Annotated in this window: 15 protein-coding genes; 5 read left to right on the forward strand and 10 right to left on the reverse strand. The window is 69.5% G+C overall.

From position 1 onward, the window contains the following. Positions 1 to 83: 83 nt before the first annotated feature. A complete protein-coding gene (locus tag ACAM42_RS23230; protein WP_062474925.1) occupies positions 84 to 797 on the forward strand; it encodes a response regulator transcription factor in 714 nt (237 codons plus the stop codon). Further along, positions 707 to 2638: an ATP-binding protein gene (locus ACAM42_RS23235; protein ID WP_369629551.1), complete on the forward strand. Its 1932-nt coding sequence runs from the start codon at positions 707 to 709 to the stop codon at positions 2636 to 2638. Before ACAM42_RS23230 ends, ACAM42_RS23235 begins: the two co-directional genes overlap by 91 nt. Here ACAM42_RS23235 and azu read toward each other — a convergent pair. The 3 genes from azu to ACAM42_RS23250 form a co-directional block, all read right to left on the reverse strand. Next, positions 2631 to 3083: an azurin gene (azu, locus tag ACAM42_RS23240; RefSeq protein WP_369629552.1), complete on the reverse strand. Its 453-nt coding sequence runs from the start codon at positions 3081 to 3083 to the stop codon at positions 2631 to 2633. The genes ACAM42_RS23235 and azu overlap by 8 nt on opposite strands. Before the next feature lie 100 nt (positions 3084 to 3183). Continuing rightward, the gene (locus ACAM42_RS23245) at positions 3184 to 5532 is read right to left on the reverse strand and encodes a cytochrome P450/oxidoreductase (RefSeq protein ID WP_369629553.1); all 2349 of its coding nucleotides are present in this window, start codon (positions 5530 to 5532) and stop codon (positions 3184 to 3186) included. A 10-nt stretch (positions 5533 to 5542) separates the two neighbouring features. Next, on the reverse strand, positions 5543 to 6526 hold the full coding sequence (locus ACAM42_RS23250; protein WP_369629554.1) for a Bug family tripartite tricarboxylate transporter substrate binding protein: 984 nt from the start codon (positions 6524 to 6526) through the stop codon (positions 5543 to 5545). A 113-nt stretch (positions 6527 to 6639) separates the two neighbouring features. On the opposite strand from ACAM42_RS23250, the gene ACAM42_RS23255 reads away from it, so the two are divergent. Next, positions 6640 to 7458 (forward strand): IclR family transcriptional regulator, encoded by an 819-nt coding sequence (locus ACAM42_RS23255; protein WP_159270951.1) that lies wholly within the window; start codon positions 6640 to 6642, stop codon positions 7456 to 7458. 10 nt (positions 7459 to 7468) lie between these two features. Here ACAM42_RS23255 and ACAM42_RS23260 read toward each other — a convergent pair whose 3' ends face one another. After that, positions 7469 to 8293, reverse strand: a complete 825-nt coding sequence (locus ACAM42_RS23260; RefSeq protein WP_369629555.1) for an undecaprenyl-diphosphate phosphatase — start codon at positions 8291 to 8293, stop codon at positions 7469 to 7471. 182 nt (positions 8294 to 8475) lie between these two features. Between ACAM42_RS23260 and ACAM42_RS23265 the strand changes: the two genes are divergently transcribed. After that, the gene (locus ACAM42_RS23265; protein WP_369629556.1) at positions 8476 to 9333 is read left to right on the forward strand and encodes a hypothetical protein; all 858 of its coding nucleotides are present in this window, start codon (positions 8476 to 8478) and stop codon (positions 9331 to 9333) included. Here the strand turns inward: ACAM42_RS23265 and ACAM42_RS23270 are convergent. From ACAM42_RS23270 to ACAM42_RS23280, 3 genes are read right to left on the reverse strand one after another with little or no spacing between them, the layout of a single operon-like run. Further along, positions 9325 to 9975 (reverse strand): aspartate/glutamate racemase family protein, encoded by a 651-nt coding sequence (locus ACAM42_RS23270; protein ID WP_307637585.1) that lies wholly within the window; start codon positions 9973 to 9975, stop codon positions 9325 to 9327. The genes ACAM42_RS23265 and ACAM42_RS23270 overlap by 9 nt on opposite strands. Before the next feature lie 14 nt (positions 9976 to 9989). Continuing rightward, the gene (locus ACAM42_RS23275) at positions 9990 to 10907 is read right to left on the reverse strand and encodes a transporter substrate-binding domain-containing protein (RefSeq protein ID WP_307637586.1); all 918 of its coding nucleotides are present in this window, start codon (positions 10905 to 10907) and stop codon (positions 9990 to 9992) included. A gap of 44 nt (positions 10908 to 10951) precedes the next feature. Beyond that, the gene (locus ACAM42_RS23280) at positions 10952 to 12286 is read right to left on the reverse strand and encodes an aspartate aminotransferase family protein (protein ID WP_369629557.1); all 1335 of its coding nucleotides are present in this window, start codon (positions 12284 to 12286) and stop codon (positions 10952 to 10954) included. 204 nt (positions 12287 to 12490) lie between these two features. On the opposite strand from ACAM42_RS23280, the gene ACAM42_RS23285 reads away from it, so the two are divergent. After that, positions 12491 to 13357, forward strand: a complete 867-nt coding sequence (locus tag ACAM42_RS23285) for a MurR/RpiR family transcriptional regulator (protein WP_369629558.1) — start codon at positions 12491 to 12493, stop codon at positions 13355 to 13357. Between the two features lie 9 nt (positions 13358 to 13366). Here the strand turns inward: ACAM42_RS23285 and ACAM42_RS23290 are convergent, their stop codons facing one another. The 3 genes from ACAM42_RS23290 to ACAM42_RS23300 form a co-directional block, all read right to left on the reverse strand. Beyond that, complete coding sequence (locus ACAM42_RS23290) at positions 13367 to 14098, reverse strand: GntR family transcriptional regulator (protein WP_369629559.1); 732 nt, start codon at positions 14096 to 14098, stop codon at positions 13367 to 13369. Between the two features lie 164 nt (positions 14099 to 14262). Next, positions 14263 to 14727, reverse strand: coding sequence for a (2Fe-2S)-binding protein (locus tag ACAM42_RS23295; protein ID WP_070062620.1), 465 nt, complete (start codon positions 14725 to 14727; stop codon positions 14263 to 14265). 28 nt (positions 14728 to 14755) lie between these two features. Next, positions 14756 to 17035, reverse strand: a complete 2280-nt coding sequence (locus tag ACAM42_RS23300; protein WP_369629560.1) for a molybdopterin cofactor-binding domain-containing protein — start codon at positions 17033 to 17035, stop codon at positions 14756 to 14758. Between the last annotated feature and the right edge of the window lie 43 nt (positions 17036 to 17078).

Here is a 17078-nt window from a genome sequence, read left to right on the forward strand (position 1 = left end):
TACAAATAGGAACTTTAGAAACAGTCGTTTCATTTAAGAAAAAACGTTGCACCACGTACACCACGGCTCAAAAATGTCGTCCTATGTCTGCCCCTCTCCTGGAAGACGTTGAAGTGGTCTCGCTGAGCCCCGCGCTGGTGGTCGAAGACGATCCGGCGATGCGCGAGCGCCTGGCGTACGTGTTGTCGACGCTCGGATGCGACGAGCCCCAGATCGCCTGGGCCGACAGCCTGACCTCGGCCCGCTCGCTGCTGGAGCAGCAGCATTTCGGTGTGGCGCTGATCGACATCGGCCTGCCCGACGGCAGCGGCGTCGACCTGATCGAGTGGATGCACGTGCACCACCGGCTGGTGCCCGCCGTGGTGATCTCGGCCTGGCGCACGGAGGCCGTGATCTTCGCGGCGCTGCGCGCTGGCGCCATCGGCTACCTGCTGAAGGAACGCGACGACCTCGAGCTCAGCATCGCGCTGCGCAGCATCGAGCAAGGCGGCGCGCCGATCGACCCGGCCATCGCCCGCCGCATCCTCGGCTGGGTCGCGACCCAGCTGCCCGGCCTGCCCTCGCCGCCCGACGACCCGTCGCTGACGCCGGCCACCACGCCCGTCATGCTGACGCCGCGCGAGCGCAAAATCCTCGAGCTCGTGTCGCAAGGGATGAGCAACCGCGACATGGCGGAGGCGCTGTCGATCTCCAGACTGACCGTGGAATGCCACACCAAGAACATCTACCGCAAGCTGGCCGTCAACTCGCGCACCGAGGCGGTCTACCAGGGCCGAAGGCAGGGCCTGCTGCGCTGAGGTTCCTTGCGGGCCTGCTGCTGTGGGCCCTGTGGCTGCTGCTCTCGACGGGCAACGCACACGCCCAAACACCTGTTGTTCCTGAACTGCGCGCCGAAGCCGCACGCGGCACCGGCTGGGACGACACGACCCCGCCCGCCGACGGCTGGACGCCCGTTGCCCTGCCCGACAGCTGGGCCACGCGCTGGCCCGGCTTCGACGGCGTGGTCTGGTACCGGCTGACCTGGGAGCAGCCCGCGCCGGTGACCGAAACCGGGCTGCTGCTGCACTACCTGAACATGGCCGGCGAGGTCTCGCTCAACGGCACGACGATCTGGCGCGACCGCAGCCTGGTCGAACCGCTCACGCGCGCCTGGAACTCGTCGCGCTACTGGCTGCTGGCCGCACCGCAGCTGCGCGCCGGCACCAACACGCTGCTGGTGCGCGTGTCGGGCCTGTCGGCCTACCAGGCCGGGCTGGGGCCAGTGAGCCTGGGCACGCCCGCGGCCATGCAGGCCGAGTTCGGCCGCGAGCAGCTCATGCGGCGCGACCTGCAGGTGTTCGGCCTGGCGACCAGCGCGGCGGTGTCGGCCTTCTTCGCGGCATGGTGGCTGCTGCGCCGGCGCGAGACGGCCTACGGCTGGTTCGCGGCGATGTCGGTGCTGTGGCTGCTGTTCGGCTACAACCAGATCGCCACCAGCCCCTGGCCCTTTGCCAGCAACCACAGCTGGCAGGCGCTCAACACCTCATTGCTGCTGTTCTTCAGCGTGTCGTACGGCGTGTTCGTGCTGCGCTTTGCCGGGCGGCGCCTGCCGCGCCTGGAAATCGCGGCGTTCGCGGTGGCGGCCGTCGGCGTGCTCGACCTGTGGTTCGCGGGCACCGCCAACCTGCCCACCCACCGCGCGATCTGGACGCTGGTGGGCGGCCTCACGATCATCGTGGTGAACAGCAGCGGCATCTTTCACGCACTGCGCCACCGGGGCAGCCCGATGCGTTCGCTCGCGCCGTTCATGGCGGTGTCGGCGCTCACGGGCGCGCACGACCTGCTGGTGTTCACGCAGGTGATCGACAGCAACATCTACTACACGACCATGTCCTCGTACGTGCTGCTCTTGGGCATGGCGCTGACGCAGGCCGGGCGCTTCGTGCAGAGCCTGCGGCGCATCGAGAACTTCAACACCGAGCTGATCGAGGAAGTGAACGCCGCCAAGGCCGAGCTCGCGTCCACGCTCGCGCAGCAGCACGCGCTGGAGCTCGCGCACGCGCGCATCGGCGAGCGCGTGGCGCTGGTGAGCGACCTGCACGACGGCCTGGGCGGCATGCTGGTGGGCAGCATCGCGACGCTGGAGCGCACGCCCGAGCACCTCAGCGCACCGCAGTTGCTGGCGATGCTCAAGAGCCTGCGCGACGACCTGCGGCTGATCATCGACGCCACCGGCCGCGACGACGGCGCGCGCGCGCTTGGCGAACTGCTGGCGCCGCTGCGCTACCGCAGCGCGCAGCTGCTGGATGCCAACGGCATCGACTGCCGCTGGAAGGTCTCGGGCATCGACACGCTCGAACTCGCGCCCTCGCAGAGCCTGGACCTGATGCGCTTCCTGCAGGAGGCGCTGACCAATGTGCTCAAGCACAGCGCGGGCCGGCGCGTGGACGTGACGGTGGCGCGCGCGGGCGCCGAACTGCAGCTCAGCGTGCGCGACGACGGCCGCGGGTTTGCAGTGGACGGCGTGAGCGGCGGCGCGGGGCTGCGCAACCTGCGGGCACGGGCACGCCGCCTGGGCGCGCAGCTGCAGCTACAGTCGCGCCCCGGCGAGACGCAGGTTCTTCTGCGGATGCCTCTGGGCGGTGCAACGACTACTTGACCAGCGCCAGCGTGCCCTTCATGAGCGACGCGTGCCCCGGGAACGAGCAGAACCACGCATAGCTGTCTCCCGCCTTGAGCTTGCTCACGTCGAAGCTCACGGCATCGGTCTCACCGCCACCGATGACCTTCGAATGCGCGATGACGCGGGCATCGCCCTGCTTCACGTAGGCCTTGTCCAGCCCCGCGCCGATGCCGTCCGCCGCCACGCCCTGCGCGTCGGCGGCCTTGCTCAGCACCCAGTTGTGGCCCATCGAGGCCTTGGGCAGCTTGCCGACGTGCTTGAGCTTCACGGTGAACTGCTTGCAGCTGGCCGGCACCGCGATGGCGCTCTTGTTGAACTGCATCGCGTCGTTGCCTTCGATCTCGATGTCGCAGGTGGCGGCCAGCACGGGGCCGGCGAGCAGCGCCGTGAAAAGCAGGGCCGCGGTGGTTCTCGTCTTCATCACATGGTTCCTTCGGTGAGGTGCCGATTCGGCACGCCCCACTGTGCGGTGGGCGTGCCGCAAGCCACTTGCGATGAATCAATGCGCGCGAAGAAAAGCCTCAGAGTTCGAGCACCAACCGCCCTTCGCAAGCGCGAGAACAGCAGGCCATCATCTTGGTGTTCGCATCGCGCTCGCTGCGCGTGAGCACCACGTCGCGGTGATCGACCTTGCCGGCCAGCACGCGCACTTCGCACGAACCGCACAGGCCTTCCTCGCAGTCGCTCTGCACATCGACGTTGGCCGCGCGCAGGGCCGTCAGCAAGGTCTGGTCGGGCGGCACGGTGATCACGAGGCCGGAGTCTTTCAGCTCCACCTCGAAGGCATGTTCCTTCGACGGGTCGAGCGTGGCCAGCGTCGATTCGAAATGCTCCACGCGCAGCGCGCCCTCGGGCCACGCGGCGCAGCAGTCTTCCAGCGCTTCGAGCATGCGCAGCGGGCCGCAGGCATACACCTGCGCGCCGGGCACGGGCGTGGCCAGCAGCGCGCGCAGGTCGTTGCGCCGGCCTTCGTCGGCGGCATGCACGTGCAGGCGCTCGCCGTGCAGCGCGGCCAGTTCGTCGACGAAAGCCATGCTCGCGCGGCTGCGGCCGCTGTAGTGCAGTTCGTAGTCCATGCCCAGCGCCTTCGCGCGCCGCGCCATCGCGCTCACGGGCGTGATGCCGATGCCGCCGGCAATGAAGATCGCCTTCGACAGCGACTCGTCGAGCCGGAAGTGGTTGCGCGGGCCGCGGATGCGCAGGCGGTCGCCCACCTTCACGTTCGCATGCACCCAGGCCGAACCGCCGCGGCCTTCGGGCTCGTGCAGCACGGCGATCTCCAGCGCGTGGGCTTCGTCGGGGTCGCCGCACAGCGAGTACTGGCGCGACAGCTCGGACGAGCCGCATTCCACGTCGATGTGCGAGCCCGGCGTCCAGCGCGGCAGCGGCTTGCCGTCGGGCGACACCAGGCGCAGGCGCACGATGCCGTCGGCCACCGGCGTCACGCGCTCGACCACCACCGGCCGCGCGATGGCATGCGCCGACGGCTCGCCGATGCGCACCGGCACCTGCACGTCGCGCAGGCCGGCGTTGGCGCGCTCCGGGTTGGCGCGCGGGTCCCACTCGACCCACAGGTGCTCGGGGCCGCGGAACGAGGTGTTGGGCACGTAGCTGAAGCGCTGCTCCGACAGGCGCATGTGCGGCAGGCGGCGCGTGAACTCCTCCAGGAAGATCTGCATCTCCATGCGCGCCAGGTTCTTGCCCATGCACTGGTGCGAGCCGTAGCCGAAGGTCAGGTGGTCGCTGGCGTTGTCGCGGCGGATGTCGAACAGGTCGGCATCGGCGAAGTGGCCTTCGTCGTGGTTGGCCGACGAGGTGACGATCAAGAGGCGCGAGCCCGCCGGCAGGTCGACGCCGCCGACCTGCGTGTCCTTCGTGACGAGCCGGCGCCAGGCGGCCACCGAGCCGTTGTGGCGCAGGCACTCTTCCACCGCGTTGGGAATGAGGCCCGGGTCGTCGCACAGCTCCTGCCACACCTGCGGATGCTGCAGCAGCAGCTTCACGGCGTTGGCGGTGGCGTTGGCGGTGGTCTCGTGCGCGGCCACGATGCCGGCCATCATCATCGAGTGCAGGTACGAGTCGGTGACGACCTCGGGGTGCTGCATCTGCTTGCGAATGCCGTACTGCATCCAACCCGGTGCGTCGGGGTCCTGGCGCATCTTGTCGAGCACCTTGCCGGCGTACTGCCAGAAGTTGCCGACGGCATGCGCCACGGCCACCTGCTCTTCGGGCTTGGGGCGGCCCCAGGTGTTGACGGTGTGCGCGATGGAATATTTGCGCAGCGTGTCCATGTCTTCCTCGGGCACGCCGAGAAAGTGCAGCGCCACGGTGAGCGGAATCTCCCACAGCATCTGGTCGACGAGGTCGGCGCGGCCGTCGTCGATGAAGCGGTCGACATAGCTGCGCGCGAGTTCGCGCACTAGCGGCTCGTGGTGCTTCAGCGCCTCGGGCGTGAACGGGTCCATGAGCGCGCGGCGGCGCGGCATGTGGGCCGGCTCGTCCTCGTTCACCAGCGTGCGGTTGAGCGCAAAGCCGTAGCTTGCGAGCACGGCGTTGGCTTCTTCGCCCGTGGGCGTGATCTTCTCCAGCGCGTTCGACGGGCTGAAGGTGAGGTTGTCGCGGAACACCGCCTTGATGTCGTCGTAGCGCGTGATCACCCAGTAGCCCAGCTTGGGGCTGTAGAAGATCGGCTCCTGCTCGCGGGCCCAGCGCACGTACTCGGGCGGGTCCTGCTGGTAGCCGTCCTCGAAGGGATCGAACTCGGCGGCGCGCTGGCTCACGGGGCAGCCGGTGGGCGTGCGCTCGGCGGAGAGCGCCCCGTGCGCGACGGGGCAACCGGAGGTGCGCGAAGGCATGGCGGTATCGGACATGGCAGCAGACTCAGTCGAGCGTGATCTTCAGGTCGCGGATCAGCTTGTGCCAACGCGCGGTCTCGGCCTTGAGCAGTTCGGTGTACTGCGCGGGCGTGTTGCCCACGGGCTCGACACCGAAGTCGACCATGCGCTTGTTCACCGAGGGCTCGTGGATGGCGGCCACCAGCTGGCGGTTGAGCGTGTTCACCACGTCGGCCGGCGTGGCCGCGGGCACCACCACGCCGACCAGCGCGGCGGCCTCGACGTTCTTGTAGCCGAGCTCGGCGAAGGTGGGCACGTCGGGCAGCTGCGGCAGGCGCGTGGGGTTGGCCACGGCCAGCGGGCGCACCTTGCCGCCCTTGATGAAGCCGGCGCCGGCGGCCATGTCGACCATCATGGCCGGCAGCTGCCCGCCGACCACGTCGGCCAGCGCGGGCGCCGCGCCGCGGTACGGCACGTGGACCATGAAGAGCTTGGCCTCCACCTTCAGCAGCTCCATCGCCAGGTGGTGCGGGCTGCCCGCACCGGCCGAGGCGTAGTTGATGCCGCCCGGCTTGGCCTTGGCCTGGGCGATGAAGTCCTTGGCGGTGGCAAAGCCCGAGTTGGCGCCGACCACCAGGATCATCGGGAACTTGCCCATCAGCGTGACGGGCGCCAGGTCCTTGGTGGGGCTGTAGCTCAGCGACTTGTACAGCGCCGGGTTGAACACCAGCGTGCCGTTGTCGGCCGAGAGCACGGTGTAGCCGTCGGCCGGGGCGCGCGCGGTTTCGGCGGCGGCCAGCGCGGTGTTGCCGCCCGGCTTGTTGTCCACCAGCACCGGCTGGCCGACCTGGGTCGACAGCGTCTGGGCGACGGTGCGCGCGAGGAAGTCGGAGCCGCCGCCCGCTGCGTAGGGCACGAGCCAGCGGATGGGCTTGGCGGGGAAGGCACTGGGGGTGGTCTGGGCGCTGGCAGCGGTGGCCAGGGCAGCCAGGGACAGGACCGCAAGGCCGCGGGCGAAGTGCTTCTTCATCGGGGTGTCTCCGGGGTGGAAATTGTGTATTGCGTAATTATCATACGCATTGCGTAATCACCAAACCACGGGTTTACCCGGCCACCGAGGCCGCCACCTAAGATGCCGACGACATGACCTCCCCCGCCGAAGCACCCCCGGTTCCCTCTTCCCCTCCCCGCGAGCGCCGCCAGCGCGTGCAGTCCGCCGAGACCGGCATGGCCGTGCTCAAGGGCCTGGCGCACCTGGGCGGGCGCAGCAGCCTCACGGCGCTGGCCACCCATGTCGGCGAGAGCCCGGCCAAGGTGCACCGCTACCTCGCGAGCCTGATGGAAGAAAGCCTGGTGCGCCAGGACACCGCCTCGCAGCACTACTACCTGGGCCCCGAGGCGATCCAGATCGGCCTGGCCGCCATGCGCCAGGCCGACCCGATCCGCGCGGCCGAGCCCTGCCTGATCCGCCTGCGCGAATCGCTGGAGGTGACCTGCTTCGTCGCGGTGATGGGCAACAAGGGCCCGACCATCGTGCGCTTCGAGGAGCCGGGCCTGCCGGTGACGGTGAACGTGCGCGCCGGCTCGGTGATGTCGATGCTGTGGTCGGCCACCGGCCGCGCCTTCCTGGGCCTGCTCGACGAGTCGCGCGTGGTCGCGCTGGCCGAGCAGGAACTGGCCGACGCCACCGAGGACATGCGCGCGCTGCTCGATGCCGACGACCCCATCGGCGCGCTGCGCCGCGAGGTGCAGCAGGCGCACTGCGCCATCGTGCGGGACACCTACCTGCGCGGCATCAGCGCCGTGGCGGCGCCGGTGTACGACTACGCGGGAAGGGTGTGCGCCGTGATCACCGCGCTGGGCGCCACGGGCGGGTTCGATCCGTCGATCGACGGGCCGATCGCCATCGCCGTGCGGCGGGAGGCGAAGGCCGCCGGCGCGCTGCTGGGCGCGGCGGCCTGAGGCTGCTGGCTTATTCCGCCCAGACCACGGCGCCGGTCCACGCCGTGGCCAGCACCACGATGCCGAAGGCGATGCGATACCAGGCGAACGGAATGAAGTTGTGCGTGCTGATGTACTTCAGCAGCCAGCGCACGCACAGCCATGCGCTGATGAACGAGAAGGCCAGGCCCACCGTGAACATCGGAATGTCGGTCACCGACAGCAGCGCGCGCTCCTTGTAGAGGCTGTAGGCGCCTGCGCCGATCAGCGTCGGAATGGCCAGGAAGAACGAGAAATCGGTGGCCGCCTGGCGCGACAGGCCCAGCAGCATGCCGCCGATGATGGTCGAGCCGCTGCGGCTGGTGCCGGGGATCATCGCGAAGCACTGCACCAGGCCGACCTTGAGTGCGTCCCAGGGCGTCATGTCGTCCACGTGCTCGACGCGCACCGAACCGGGCGGGCGCTTCTCGGCCCACAGGATGATGAAGCCGCCGATGATGAAGGTGCTGGCCACCACGGTCGGGATGAACAGGTGCGCCTTGATCATCTTGCCGAACAGGAGGCCCAGCACCACCGCGGGCAGGAAGCCGATGACGATGTTCAGCGCCAGCCGGCGCGCCTTGGGCTGGCGCGGCAGCGCCACCACGGTCGAATGGATCTTCTGCCAGTAGACCAGGATCACCGCGAAGATCGCGCCGGTCTGGATGGCGATGTCGAACACCTTGGCCTTGGCGTCGTCGAAGCCCAGCAGCGAGCCCGCAAGAATGAGGTGGCCGGTCGACGAGATCGGCAGGAATTCGGTCAGACCCTCCACGATGCCCATGACAGCGGCCTTGGCCAACAAAACGATATCCACGCGTACTCCTTGAAAGAGCGGCAATTATGGCGAGCCCCCCGGTCAGGCCCTGTTCAGGCGCCGTTGCGCCGGCGAAACGCCAGGCAGCCGACCCACGGAAATACCTAGTTCGGGTGATGTTCGACGTCGGCGCATTAATACATATTGGTAACAGTTATTCATCTGCGTCCGAAGGAGCATCCATGTCAACGTTCACCACCGGGAGTGAACTCGAGGCGTGCGTCGCTGAAGAACGCCCCTCGACGCTCGACGACCATGTCGAAGACCGTCTCAAGAGCCCCTGCCAGCGGGAGCGGGAGCAGTGCCACGGCATGCTGCGCGTGGCCGAAGCCACCGGCGCCTCGGCCCACGAGCTGCGCCAGCTGACGCAGCGCCTGGCCGACATCGACCACTGCGGTGCCAGCGCCTGCATCGTCGCGCAGGGCCACGTGGAGGCCGACCGCATGGCCTCCGGCCTGCAGGCCGACGCCGCCCTGTGCATCGACTTCCGGCTGCTGGAGCCGCTGGGCCCGGCCCACGACAAGAAATGGTTTGCGCGCTGGAAGTTCTGGAGCTTCCTGCTCGGCGCGGCCGGCCCGGTGGCCGCGCTCACGCTGCAGGGCCTGGCGCTGCGCCCGGCCGAACCGCACGACGCGCACGCCGACCTGGTCGCCAGGTCGCGCAAGGTGCTCGAAAGCTGGCGCCGCACCTCCGACACCCTCTTCTGGCACGCGGTGGAAGACTACGTGCGCCAGCAGGCCTTCTCGCTCGAGACCCAGGCCTACCTGATGCACTGCGTGGCGTCGGTCTTCGCCGCCGAGGCGCCCATGCGCTCCAACGCCGAGCGCGAGCGGCTGGCTGCCGTGCTCACCGACACCTACTGCGACGCACTCGGCACGGCGGCGACCATGCCCTCGTCGGACATCTACCGCCGCCTGGCGCAGGGCCTGGAAACCGACAGCGGCAACGCCGGCCCGGGCCGTCCGCTCGCGCGCGGCGAGGCGGCGCAGGTGGCGATGACCACGCTGTTCACGGTCGTCGGCAACGGCGGCTCACACTGAAGCTGAAGCGCGACGACGCAGCGCGCGCACCGCGCTGTCGACCGTCGTCAGCACCGGCAGGCCGCTGGCCGCCTCGCAGGCGCCACGCGCCCGCGCCATGCTGAACTGAGCCAGGGCGATGCGCGTGCAGCCGCGCGCACGCAGTGCGGCGGCCTGTTCGGCGATGAGCGCGTCGTGGCGTTGCGTGTCGCCCGCATCGAGCGCGGCCAGCGCGCCCTCGGCCAGTGCGAGTTCGAGCGCCATGCCCGCAGGAAACTCCGGCGGCATCGATTCCAGCGTGCGCGCGAAAGTCGCGATCAGGCCCAGCCGGCCTTCGCCCTGCACGGCCTCCTCAATCATGGCCTCGTTGGGCTTGAGCACCGGAATGCCCGCGTGCCGCTGCGCCACCGCCTCGATGCACGGCCCGAAGGCCGAGCAGGTGAAGAGGATGCCGCGCGCGCCCGTGTCCACCGCGTACTGCGCCAGCCGCTGGAAGCGTTCGTGCATCGCCGCGTCGAGCCCCTTGCCGTCGCGCGCGAGGTCGGCCGAGAGGCTGTCGTCCAGCAGGTTCATGCGCACGGCCTCGGGCCAGTCGCGCGCGAAGGCTTCGTTGATGGGGGCGACGGAATGCGAGAGCGCGTGGATGAGGGCGATGCGTGTCATGAAGTCGGGTGAAATCAGATGCCCTTGGACGACGGGTTGGCAAAGGCCTCCTTCGTCTCGGCATTGAGCGGGTAGTTGATGTTGATGCCCTTGGGCGGAATCGGCGACATGAACCACTTGCTGTAGAGCTTTTCCATCTCGCCGGACTTCATCATGCCCGACACCACGCGGTCGACCAGCGCCTTGAAGGCCGGATCGTCCTTGCGGAACATCAGCGACTGGTTCTCGGTGCGCAGGCTCTCGCCGGTGATGACGAAGTCCTTCGGGTTGCGCGCGTTGGCGATCTGGCCCGCCAGCAGGATGTCGTCCAGCACGAAGGCCTGCGCGCGGCCGCTCTCGACCAGCAGGAACGAGTCGGTGTGGTCCTTGCCCGAGAGCTGGTTCACCTCGAGGCTGCGGCCCTTGTCGGCCGCGCGCAGCAGGCGGAACGACGTGGTGCCGGCGGTGGTGACCACCGTCTTGCCCTGCAGGTCGGCGATGCTCTTGATGCCCGAATCGGCCTTCACCAGGGTGCGCACGTTGTAGCGAAAGATGTCCGGCGAGAAGGCCACCTGCGACTGGCGCTCGACCAGGTTGGTGGTGGAGCCGCACTCGATGTCCACCGTGCCGTTCTGCACCAGTGGGATGCGGTTGGCCGAGGTCACGGCCTGGTACTTGATGTCGAGGGCCGGCAGCTTCAGCTCGGTCTTCACCGCGTCGACGATGCGGTTGCAGATCTCGATGCTGTAGCCCACGGGCTTGAGGTTGGCGTCCAGGTACGAGAAGCCGAACGAAGCCTCGCGGTAGCCGAAGGTGATGGCGCCGCTGGCCTTGATCTTGGCGAGCGTGTCGTTGGCGGGCTGCGCCTGCGCGGGAGCGGTCGGTGCCAGGGCGGCAAGGGCCAGCGCGAAGGCGGCGGCGGCGATGGAAAGCGACGGGCGAAGCTGGGGCATGGAACGCTCCTCGGAACGGCGGTTGAAGAAAAAGGGGCGGTGGCTCAGCGCGTGGCGCTGCGCGTGACCGCGTCGACCGAGGCCGTGAGCCGCGCGACGATCTCGTGCAGGTGGTCGCGTGTCGCGATGTAGGGCGGCGCCAGCAGCACGTGGTCGCCCTGGCGCCCGTCCACCGTGCCGCCGAAGGGGTAGCACAGCAGGCCGCGCGCCATCGCGTCCTTCTTGAGGCGCGCGTTGACGGCCAGGGCCGGATCGAAGGGCTGCTTGCTCGCGCGGTCGGCCACCAGCTCGACGCCCCAGAAGAAGCCGCGCCCGCGGATGTCGCCCACGTGCGGGTGCTCGCCCAGCGCCTCGGCCAGCATCGCGCCGAAGGCGACGCCGTCGTCGCGCACCTTGGCGACCAGGCCGTCACGGCGGATCACCTGCTGCACCGCGAGCGCCGCCGCGCAGGCCATCGGATGGCCCAGGTAGGTGTGGCCGTGCTGGAAGAAGCCGCTGCCCTTGGACATGGCCTCGACGATGCGGCGCTGCGCCAGCACCGCACCGATCGGCTGGTAACCGCCGCCCAGGCCCTTGGCGATGGTCATCAGGTCGGGCACCACGCCCTCCTGCTCGCAGGCGTGCAGCGAGCCGGTGCGGCCCATGCCGCACATCACCTCGTCGAGGATCAGCAGCACGCCGTACTTGTCGCACACGGCACGCACGGCCTTGAAATAGCCCGGCACCGGCGTGAGCACGCCGGCGGTGGCGCCGCCCACGGTCTCGGCCACGAAAGCGATCACGCGGTCGGCGCCCTGCGCGACGATGGCCGCTTCCAGCTCATCTGCCAGGCGCAGGCCGTACTGCTCGGCGCTCTCGTCGGCACGCTGCTCGCGGTACGGGTAGCACGGCGCGACGTGCGTGGCCGGCACGAGGATGGGCGCGAAGGGCTCGCGCCGCCAGGCGTTGCCGCCCACCGCGAGCGCGCCCAGCGTGTTGCCGTGGTAGCTCTGGCGGCGCGCGATGAAGTGCGTGCGCTGCGGCTGGCCGATTTCCACGAAGTACTGGCGCGCCATCTTCAGCGCCGACTCCACCGCCTCCGAGCCACCGCTCACGAGGTACACGTGGCTCATGCCTTCGGGGGCAGACCCGATGAGCTCGTCGGCCAACTGCTCGGCCACCTCGCTCGTGAAGAAGCTGGTGTGGGCGTAGGCCAGTGTGTCGATCTGCGCGTGCATGGCGGCCATCACCTCGGGATGGCCGTGGCCGAGCGAGGACACGGCCGCGCCGCCCGAGGCATCGAGGTACTCGCGCCCTTCGGCGTCGCGGATGAACATGCCCTGCGCGCTGGCGGCAACGGGCGGGGTCTGGCGAAGGTGGCGGTGGAAGACGTGCGTCATGGCGGGAGAAAAGCGGGGGCCTGTGTTTGGAACTAACGTTTCGTCCGAATTATTGTTTGGAACATTTGTTCCGTCAACTCCAGGGATTTCCCTGCTCCGGTACATTCGTTCCAGACACCGCACGAAAAGAGACACCGCCATGAGCGCTGCGCCGGGCCGCCTCAAGCAAGCTCGCACCGCAGTGCGAAGCACGAAGGTATTTCGATGAACGCCAAAGAACTGATCCGCCAACGCTTCAACGACCTGAGCCCTGCCCTGCAGCAGGTGGCGCGCTACGTGCTCGACCACCCCAACGAAGTGGTCACGGGCTCGATGCGCAACGTCGGCACGCGCGCGCAGAGCACGCCGGCCACGCTGGTGCGTTTCGCGCAGCACCTGGGCTTCGAGGGCTGGCCGCAGCTGAAGGAGGCCTTCGCCGCCGACATGGGCCTGGGCACCGAGACCTACGGCGGGCGCGCCAAGCAGCTGGTGGGCCGCGCCGCCGACCAGGGCCTGGCGGGCGAGATGTTCGAGGTGCAGCGGCGCAACCTGGAGCTCACGCACCAGCAGAGCGGGCCGGCGCTGCTCAAGGCCTGCGCGCTGCTGGAGAAGGCGCCGGCCGTGCACGCGGCGGGCTTTCGCGCCTGCTTTCCGATCGCGTTCTCGTTCGTGTACGTGTACCGGCTCTTTCGCACCAGCGTGCACCTGGTGGACGGCCAGGGCGGCTCGCTCGAGATGCAGCAGCGCGCCTTTGCCAAGGGCGACGCGCTGGTGGTGGCGAGCTTTGCGCCCTACTCGCGCGAAGCCTTGCAGGTGGCCGAGGCGGCGAAGGCGGCGGGTTGCCGCATCGTGGCGATCACCGACAGCGTAACCTCGCCGCTGTCGCTGCTGGCGGACGAGACGCTGCTCTTCACCATCCACAGCCCCTCGTTCTTCCCGTCGGTGGCGGCCGGCGTGGCGGTGACGGAAGCGCTGGTCGAACTGCTGGCGAGCCGCGCGGGCAAGCCGGTGATCCGGCGCATCGACCAGGCCGAGGCGCAGCTGTTCGAGTCGGGGGCCTACCTCATGGCGCCGGTGGCGCGGGGCGGCTGAGAGACGGAATCAGGCCAGCGCGCGGGTGCGGCCGGCGCTCTGACGCAGGTAGAGCACCAGCAGGTCGCGGTTGGCATTGATGTGCTCGCGCATCGCGGCTTCGGCGCCCGAGGCCTCCTGCCGGCCCAGCGCCTCGACGATGCAGCGGTGCTCTTCGAGCGCCTGCAGGGCCTGGCTGTGCCGATACAGCAGCATCGCGGCGTCGTGCCTGTGCGGGCGCGAGCGGCTGTCGAAGATCACCGGCAGCTGGCAGGCGCGCTGCACGGCCTCGCTGAGCCAGCGGTTGTCGGCCAGCGACAGCAGCTTGTGGTGGAAGGCCTGGTTCAGGTCCTGCCACAGGTCGGCCCGCTCGTCGGTCCATTCGCCGCTGTCGTGCAGCAGCGCATGCTGCTCGTCGACCATGGCCGTCAGGTCGGCCAGCGCCTCGTCGTCCAGGCCGCGCTCGCTGAGCAGGCGGCAGCCCATGCCTTCGAGCGTGGCGCGCACGCTGAAGGCGTCGAACACGTCCTTGGCGTCGAAACGGCGCACCTGGAAACCCCGCTGCGGGTGGTAGACCAGCAACCCCTCGTCGGCCAGCCGCGCCATGGCGCCGCGCACAGGGGTGCGCGACACGCCAAGCTCATTGGCGAGCGAAATCTCCATCAGGTGGGCGCCGGGGGCGATCGCACCGTCGAAGATGCGGGTGCGCAGCGTGTCGGCCACGGACAGAACGCGCGTCCGCGAGGGATCTGGGGGGGTCATCGAAAGTCGGAAACAGGGGACGGCCGGAAGCGGGCCGCGCGGATGGTACGGCGGCGTATCGAAGCTTCATATCCCCAATTTCCGTAAAAATACCGTTCTGGCGACTTTTTCGAGAATTACGGAAAAATTATTAACTTCTGTAAACAACCACCCCGGTTTCTGCGTTACCGCCCCGCTGTTTCTGCCGCCAGGTGGATCGCGGCGCGAATCCGGGGGTAGGTGCCGCAGCGGCAGATGTTGCCGCGCATGGCGTCCGACACCTGGTCGTCGCTGGGCTTCGGGGTCGCCTTGAGCAGCGCGCAGGCCGACATGAGCTGGCCGCTCTGGCAATAGCCGCACTGCACCACGTCGACCTCGGTCCAGGCCGCGCGCAGGGCGTCGGCCTCCCGGCCCTTCAGGCCCTCGATGGTGGTGACTTCGCGCCCGCCCACGGCCTCCAGCGGGGTGACGCAGGAGCGCACGGCCTGGCCGTCCAGGTGCACGGTGCAGGCGCCGCACAGCGCCTTGCCGCAGCCGAACTTGGTGCCGACGAGCTTCATTTCGCCGCGCAGCACCCACAGCAGCGGGGTGTCGGGCTCGGCGCTCACGGTGGCAGTCTGGCCGTTGATCTTCAGCGTGGTGGTGGTCATGGGGTGTCTTTCTTGCTGTTCCGGGAGATCAGGCCAGCCGCAGCGGCAGGCTGCGCAGGCGCTGGCCGGTCAGCGCGAACACGGCATTGGCCACGGCGGGCGCGATGGGCGGCGTGCCCGGCTCGCCGACACCGCCGGGCGGCACCTCGGCGCCGGTGCCGGCGAGGATGTCGACCTCGATGGCCGGGCACTCGTCGATGCGCAGCGGCGTGTAGTCGTGGAAGTTGCTCTGCTGCACCTGGCCGCGCGCCACGGTGATCTCGCCGCGCAGCGCGGCCGACAGGCCGAACACGATGCCGCCTTCCATCTGCTGGCGGATGAGGTTCGGGTTGACCGGCAGGCCGCAGTCGATCACGCACACCACGCGGTGCACGCGGATCTGCCGCTCGGGCGTCACCGACACCTCGGCCACCTGCGCCACGATGCTGCCGAAGGCGCGGTGGATGGCCACGCCGCGCGCGCGCTTGGTGCCGTCGGGCCCATCGGCCAGCGGCTCGCCCCACTTCGAGAGTTCAGCCACGCGCTTGAGCACGGCCAGGTGGCGCGCGTCCTTCGCGAGCAGGCCGGCGCGGAAAGCCACCGGGTCCTTGCCGGCGGCGACGGCGCATTCGTCGATGAAGCTCTCGACGAAGAAGCCGTTCTGCGAATGCGCCACCGAGCGCCAGATGCCGGTGGTGACGGCCGATTCCACAGGCACGTGCGCCACGCGGGCCTGCGGGAAATCGTAGGCGGTGTTCCAGGCGCCGTCGGTCGAGTTGTCCATGAACGACGGCGCACCCAGGCTGGAGCCGGCGCTGGTGGTCTGCCACGCCACCAGCGCGCCCGCCGCGTCGAAGCCGGCCTTGCACAGCGCCACGTAGGCCGGGCGGTAGAAGTCGTGCGTCATGTCTTCCTCGCGCGACCAGATCAGCTGCACCGGCGCGCCGCCGGCCTCGCGCGCGAGTTGCGCGGCCTGCACCAGGAAGTCGATGAAGTAGCGCCGCCCGAAGCCGCCGCCCAGGTAGGTGACGTGCAGCGTGACCTTCTCGGCATCGATCCCCAGCGCCTTGGCGACCGCCGCACGCGCGAAGCCCGGCGCCTGCGTGGGCGCCCAGACGGTGGCGGCGCCATCCTTGAACTGCACGGTGCAGTTCATCGGCTCCATGGTGGCGTGCGCCAGGAAGGGCACGCGGTACTCGACCTCGATCGTGCGCGCTGCGGACTTCAGTGCCGCCGCCACGCCGCCGGTATCGAGGCGCGCATTGCCCGCGTCGGCGTCGAGCGTGCGCGCGAGGCGGTCGATCATCTCGGCGCTCGACAGGCTCGCGGCCGGGCCGTGATCCCATTCGATGTCGACCTGCTTCAGCGCACGCATCGCGTGGTACGGCGTGTCGGCGATCACGGCCACGCCGCCCGCCGTGCTGCCGGTGCCCACGAGGCTCGCGGCCACCGGTTCCAGCGCCATCACCTTGCGCACGCCGGGCAGCGCCTCAGCGGCCTTGGCATCGAAGCGCGCGACGCGGCCGGCCAGCGTCGGGCACATGGCGATGCTGGCGTACAGCAGGCCCGGCGGCAGCACGTCGATGCCGTAGGTGGCCGTGCCATTGAGCTTGCCGGCGTTGTCGATGCGCCGCTGCGGCTGGCCGATGACGCGGAAGTCGGCTTGCGCCTTGAGCTTCACCGCCGTGGGCAGCGGCTGCTGCGCGGCCTTCGCGGCGAGTTCGCCGAAGCGCGCACTGCGGTTGGAGGCCGGGTGCAGCACGCGGCCGGCCTCGGTGCGGCATTCGCTGGCGGGCACCTGCCACTGTGCGGCGGCCGCGCCCACCAGCATGAGCCGCGCCGACGCGCCGGCCTCGCGCACCGGGCCCCACTGGTCGGTGACGCTCGACGAGCCGCCCGTGCCCGAGAGCCCCGGGATCGTGCGCAGCAGCTTGCCCACGACCTGGTGCGCCGCGCGCTTGCCGAAGCCCTCGTCGCCGGGCTTGAAGGGCAGCGCGTCGAGGATCATGGCCTGGTTGTTGTAGATGGCGTCGAAGCCGGCCTGCTCGAGCCGCACCTGCGACACCGCGGCGTCCATTTCTTCGGCCAGCAGCATCGCCAGGCCGGTGTGGGTGCCCTGCCCCATTTCCGATTGCGTCATCACCAGCGTGACGGTGTCGTCGCTGCCCACCTTGACCCAGCCGTTGAGCGCGACCTGCCCGTTGCCCGTCGGCAGCGGCGCACCGGGCACGAGGCGCGAAGCCGCCGGCGTGGCGGCCCAGCCGACGACCAGGGCGCCGGCGGCGCCGAGGGTGCCGAGCACGAAGTGGCGGCGTTTGAGTGTGGGCATGGCGGGGTCTTTCTTCGGTAGGGGTCTTGTCGTTCGTGCGGAA

Origin of the sequence: Variovorax sp. V35 (genome assembly GCF_041154465.1) — a bacterium.
GTDB lineage: Bacteria > Pseudomonadota > Gammaproteobacteria > Burkholderiales > Burkholderiaceae_C > Variovorax > Variovorax boronicumulans.

Coding starts and splice junctions, on each gene's coding strand:
- ACAM42_RS23230 (WP_062474925.1), top strand. CDS start 84: ATGTCTGCCCCTCTCCTGGAAGACGTTGAAGTGGTCTCGCTGAGCCCC.
- ACAM42_RS23235 (WP_369629551.1), top strand. CDS start 707: ATGCCACACCAAGAACATCTACCGCAAGCTGGCCGTCAACTCGCGCAC.
- azu (WP_369629552.1), bottom strand. CDS start 3,083: ATGAAGACGAGAACCACCGCGGCCCTGCTTTTCACGGCGCTGCTCGCC.
- ACAM42_RS23245 (WP_369629553.1), bottom strand. CDS start 5,532: ATGTCCGATACCGCCATGCCTTCGCGCACCTCCGGTTGCCCCGTCGCG.
- ACAM42_RS23250 (WP_369629554.1), bottom strand. CDS start 6,526: ATGAAGAAGCACTTCGCCCGCGGCCTTGCGGTCCTGTCCCTGGCTGCC.
- ACAM42_RS23255 (WP_159270951.1), top strand. CDS start 6,640: ATGACCTCCCCCGCCGAAGCACCCCCGGTTCCCTCTTCCCCTCCCCGC.
- ACAM42_RS23265 (WP_369629556.1), top strand. CDS start 8,476: ATGTCAACGTTCACCACCGGGAGTGAACTCGAGGCGTGCGTCGCTGAA.
- ACAM42_RS23270 (WP_307637585.1), bottom strand. CDS start 9,975: ATGACACGCATCGCCCTCATCCACGCGCTCTCGCATTCCGTCGCCCCC.
- ACAM42_RS23275 (WP_307637586.1), bottom strand. CDS start 10,907: ATGCCCCAGCTTCGCCCGTCGCTTTCCATCGCCGCCGCCGCCTTCGCG.
- ACAM42_RS23280 (WP_369629557.1), bottom strand. CDS start 12,286: ATGACGCACGTCTTCCACCGCCACCTTCGCCAGACCCCGCCCGTTGCC.
- ACAM42_RS23285 (WP_369629558.1), top strand. CDS start 12,491: ATGAACGCCAAAGAACTGATCCGCCAACGCTTCAACGACCTGAGCCCT.
- ACAM42_RS23290 (WP_369629559.1), bottom strand. CDS start 14,098: ATGACCCCCCCAGATCCCTCGCGGACGCGCGTTCTGTCCGTGGCCGAC.
- ACAM42_RS23295 (WP_070062620.1), bottom strand. CDS start 14,727: ATGACCACCACCACGCTGAAGATCAACGGCCAGACTGCCACCGTGAGC.
- ACAM42_RS23300 (WP_369629560.1), bottom strand. CDS start 17,035: ATGCCCACACTCAAACGCCGCCACTTCGTGCTCGGCACCCTCGGCGCC.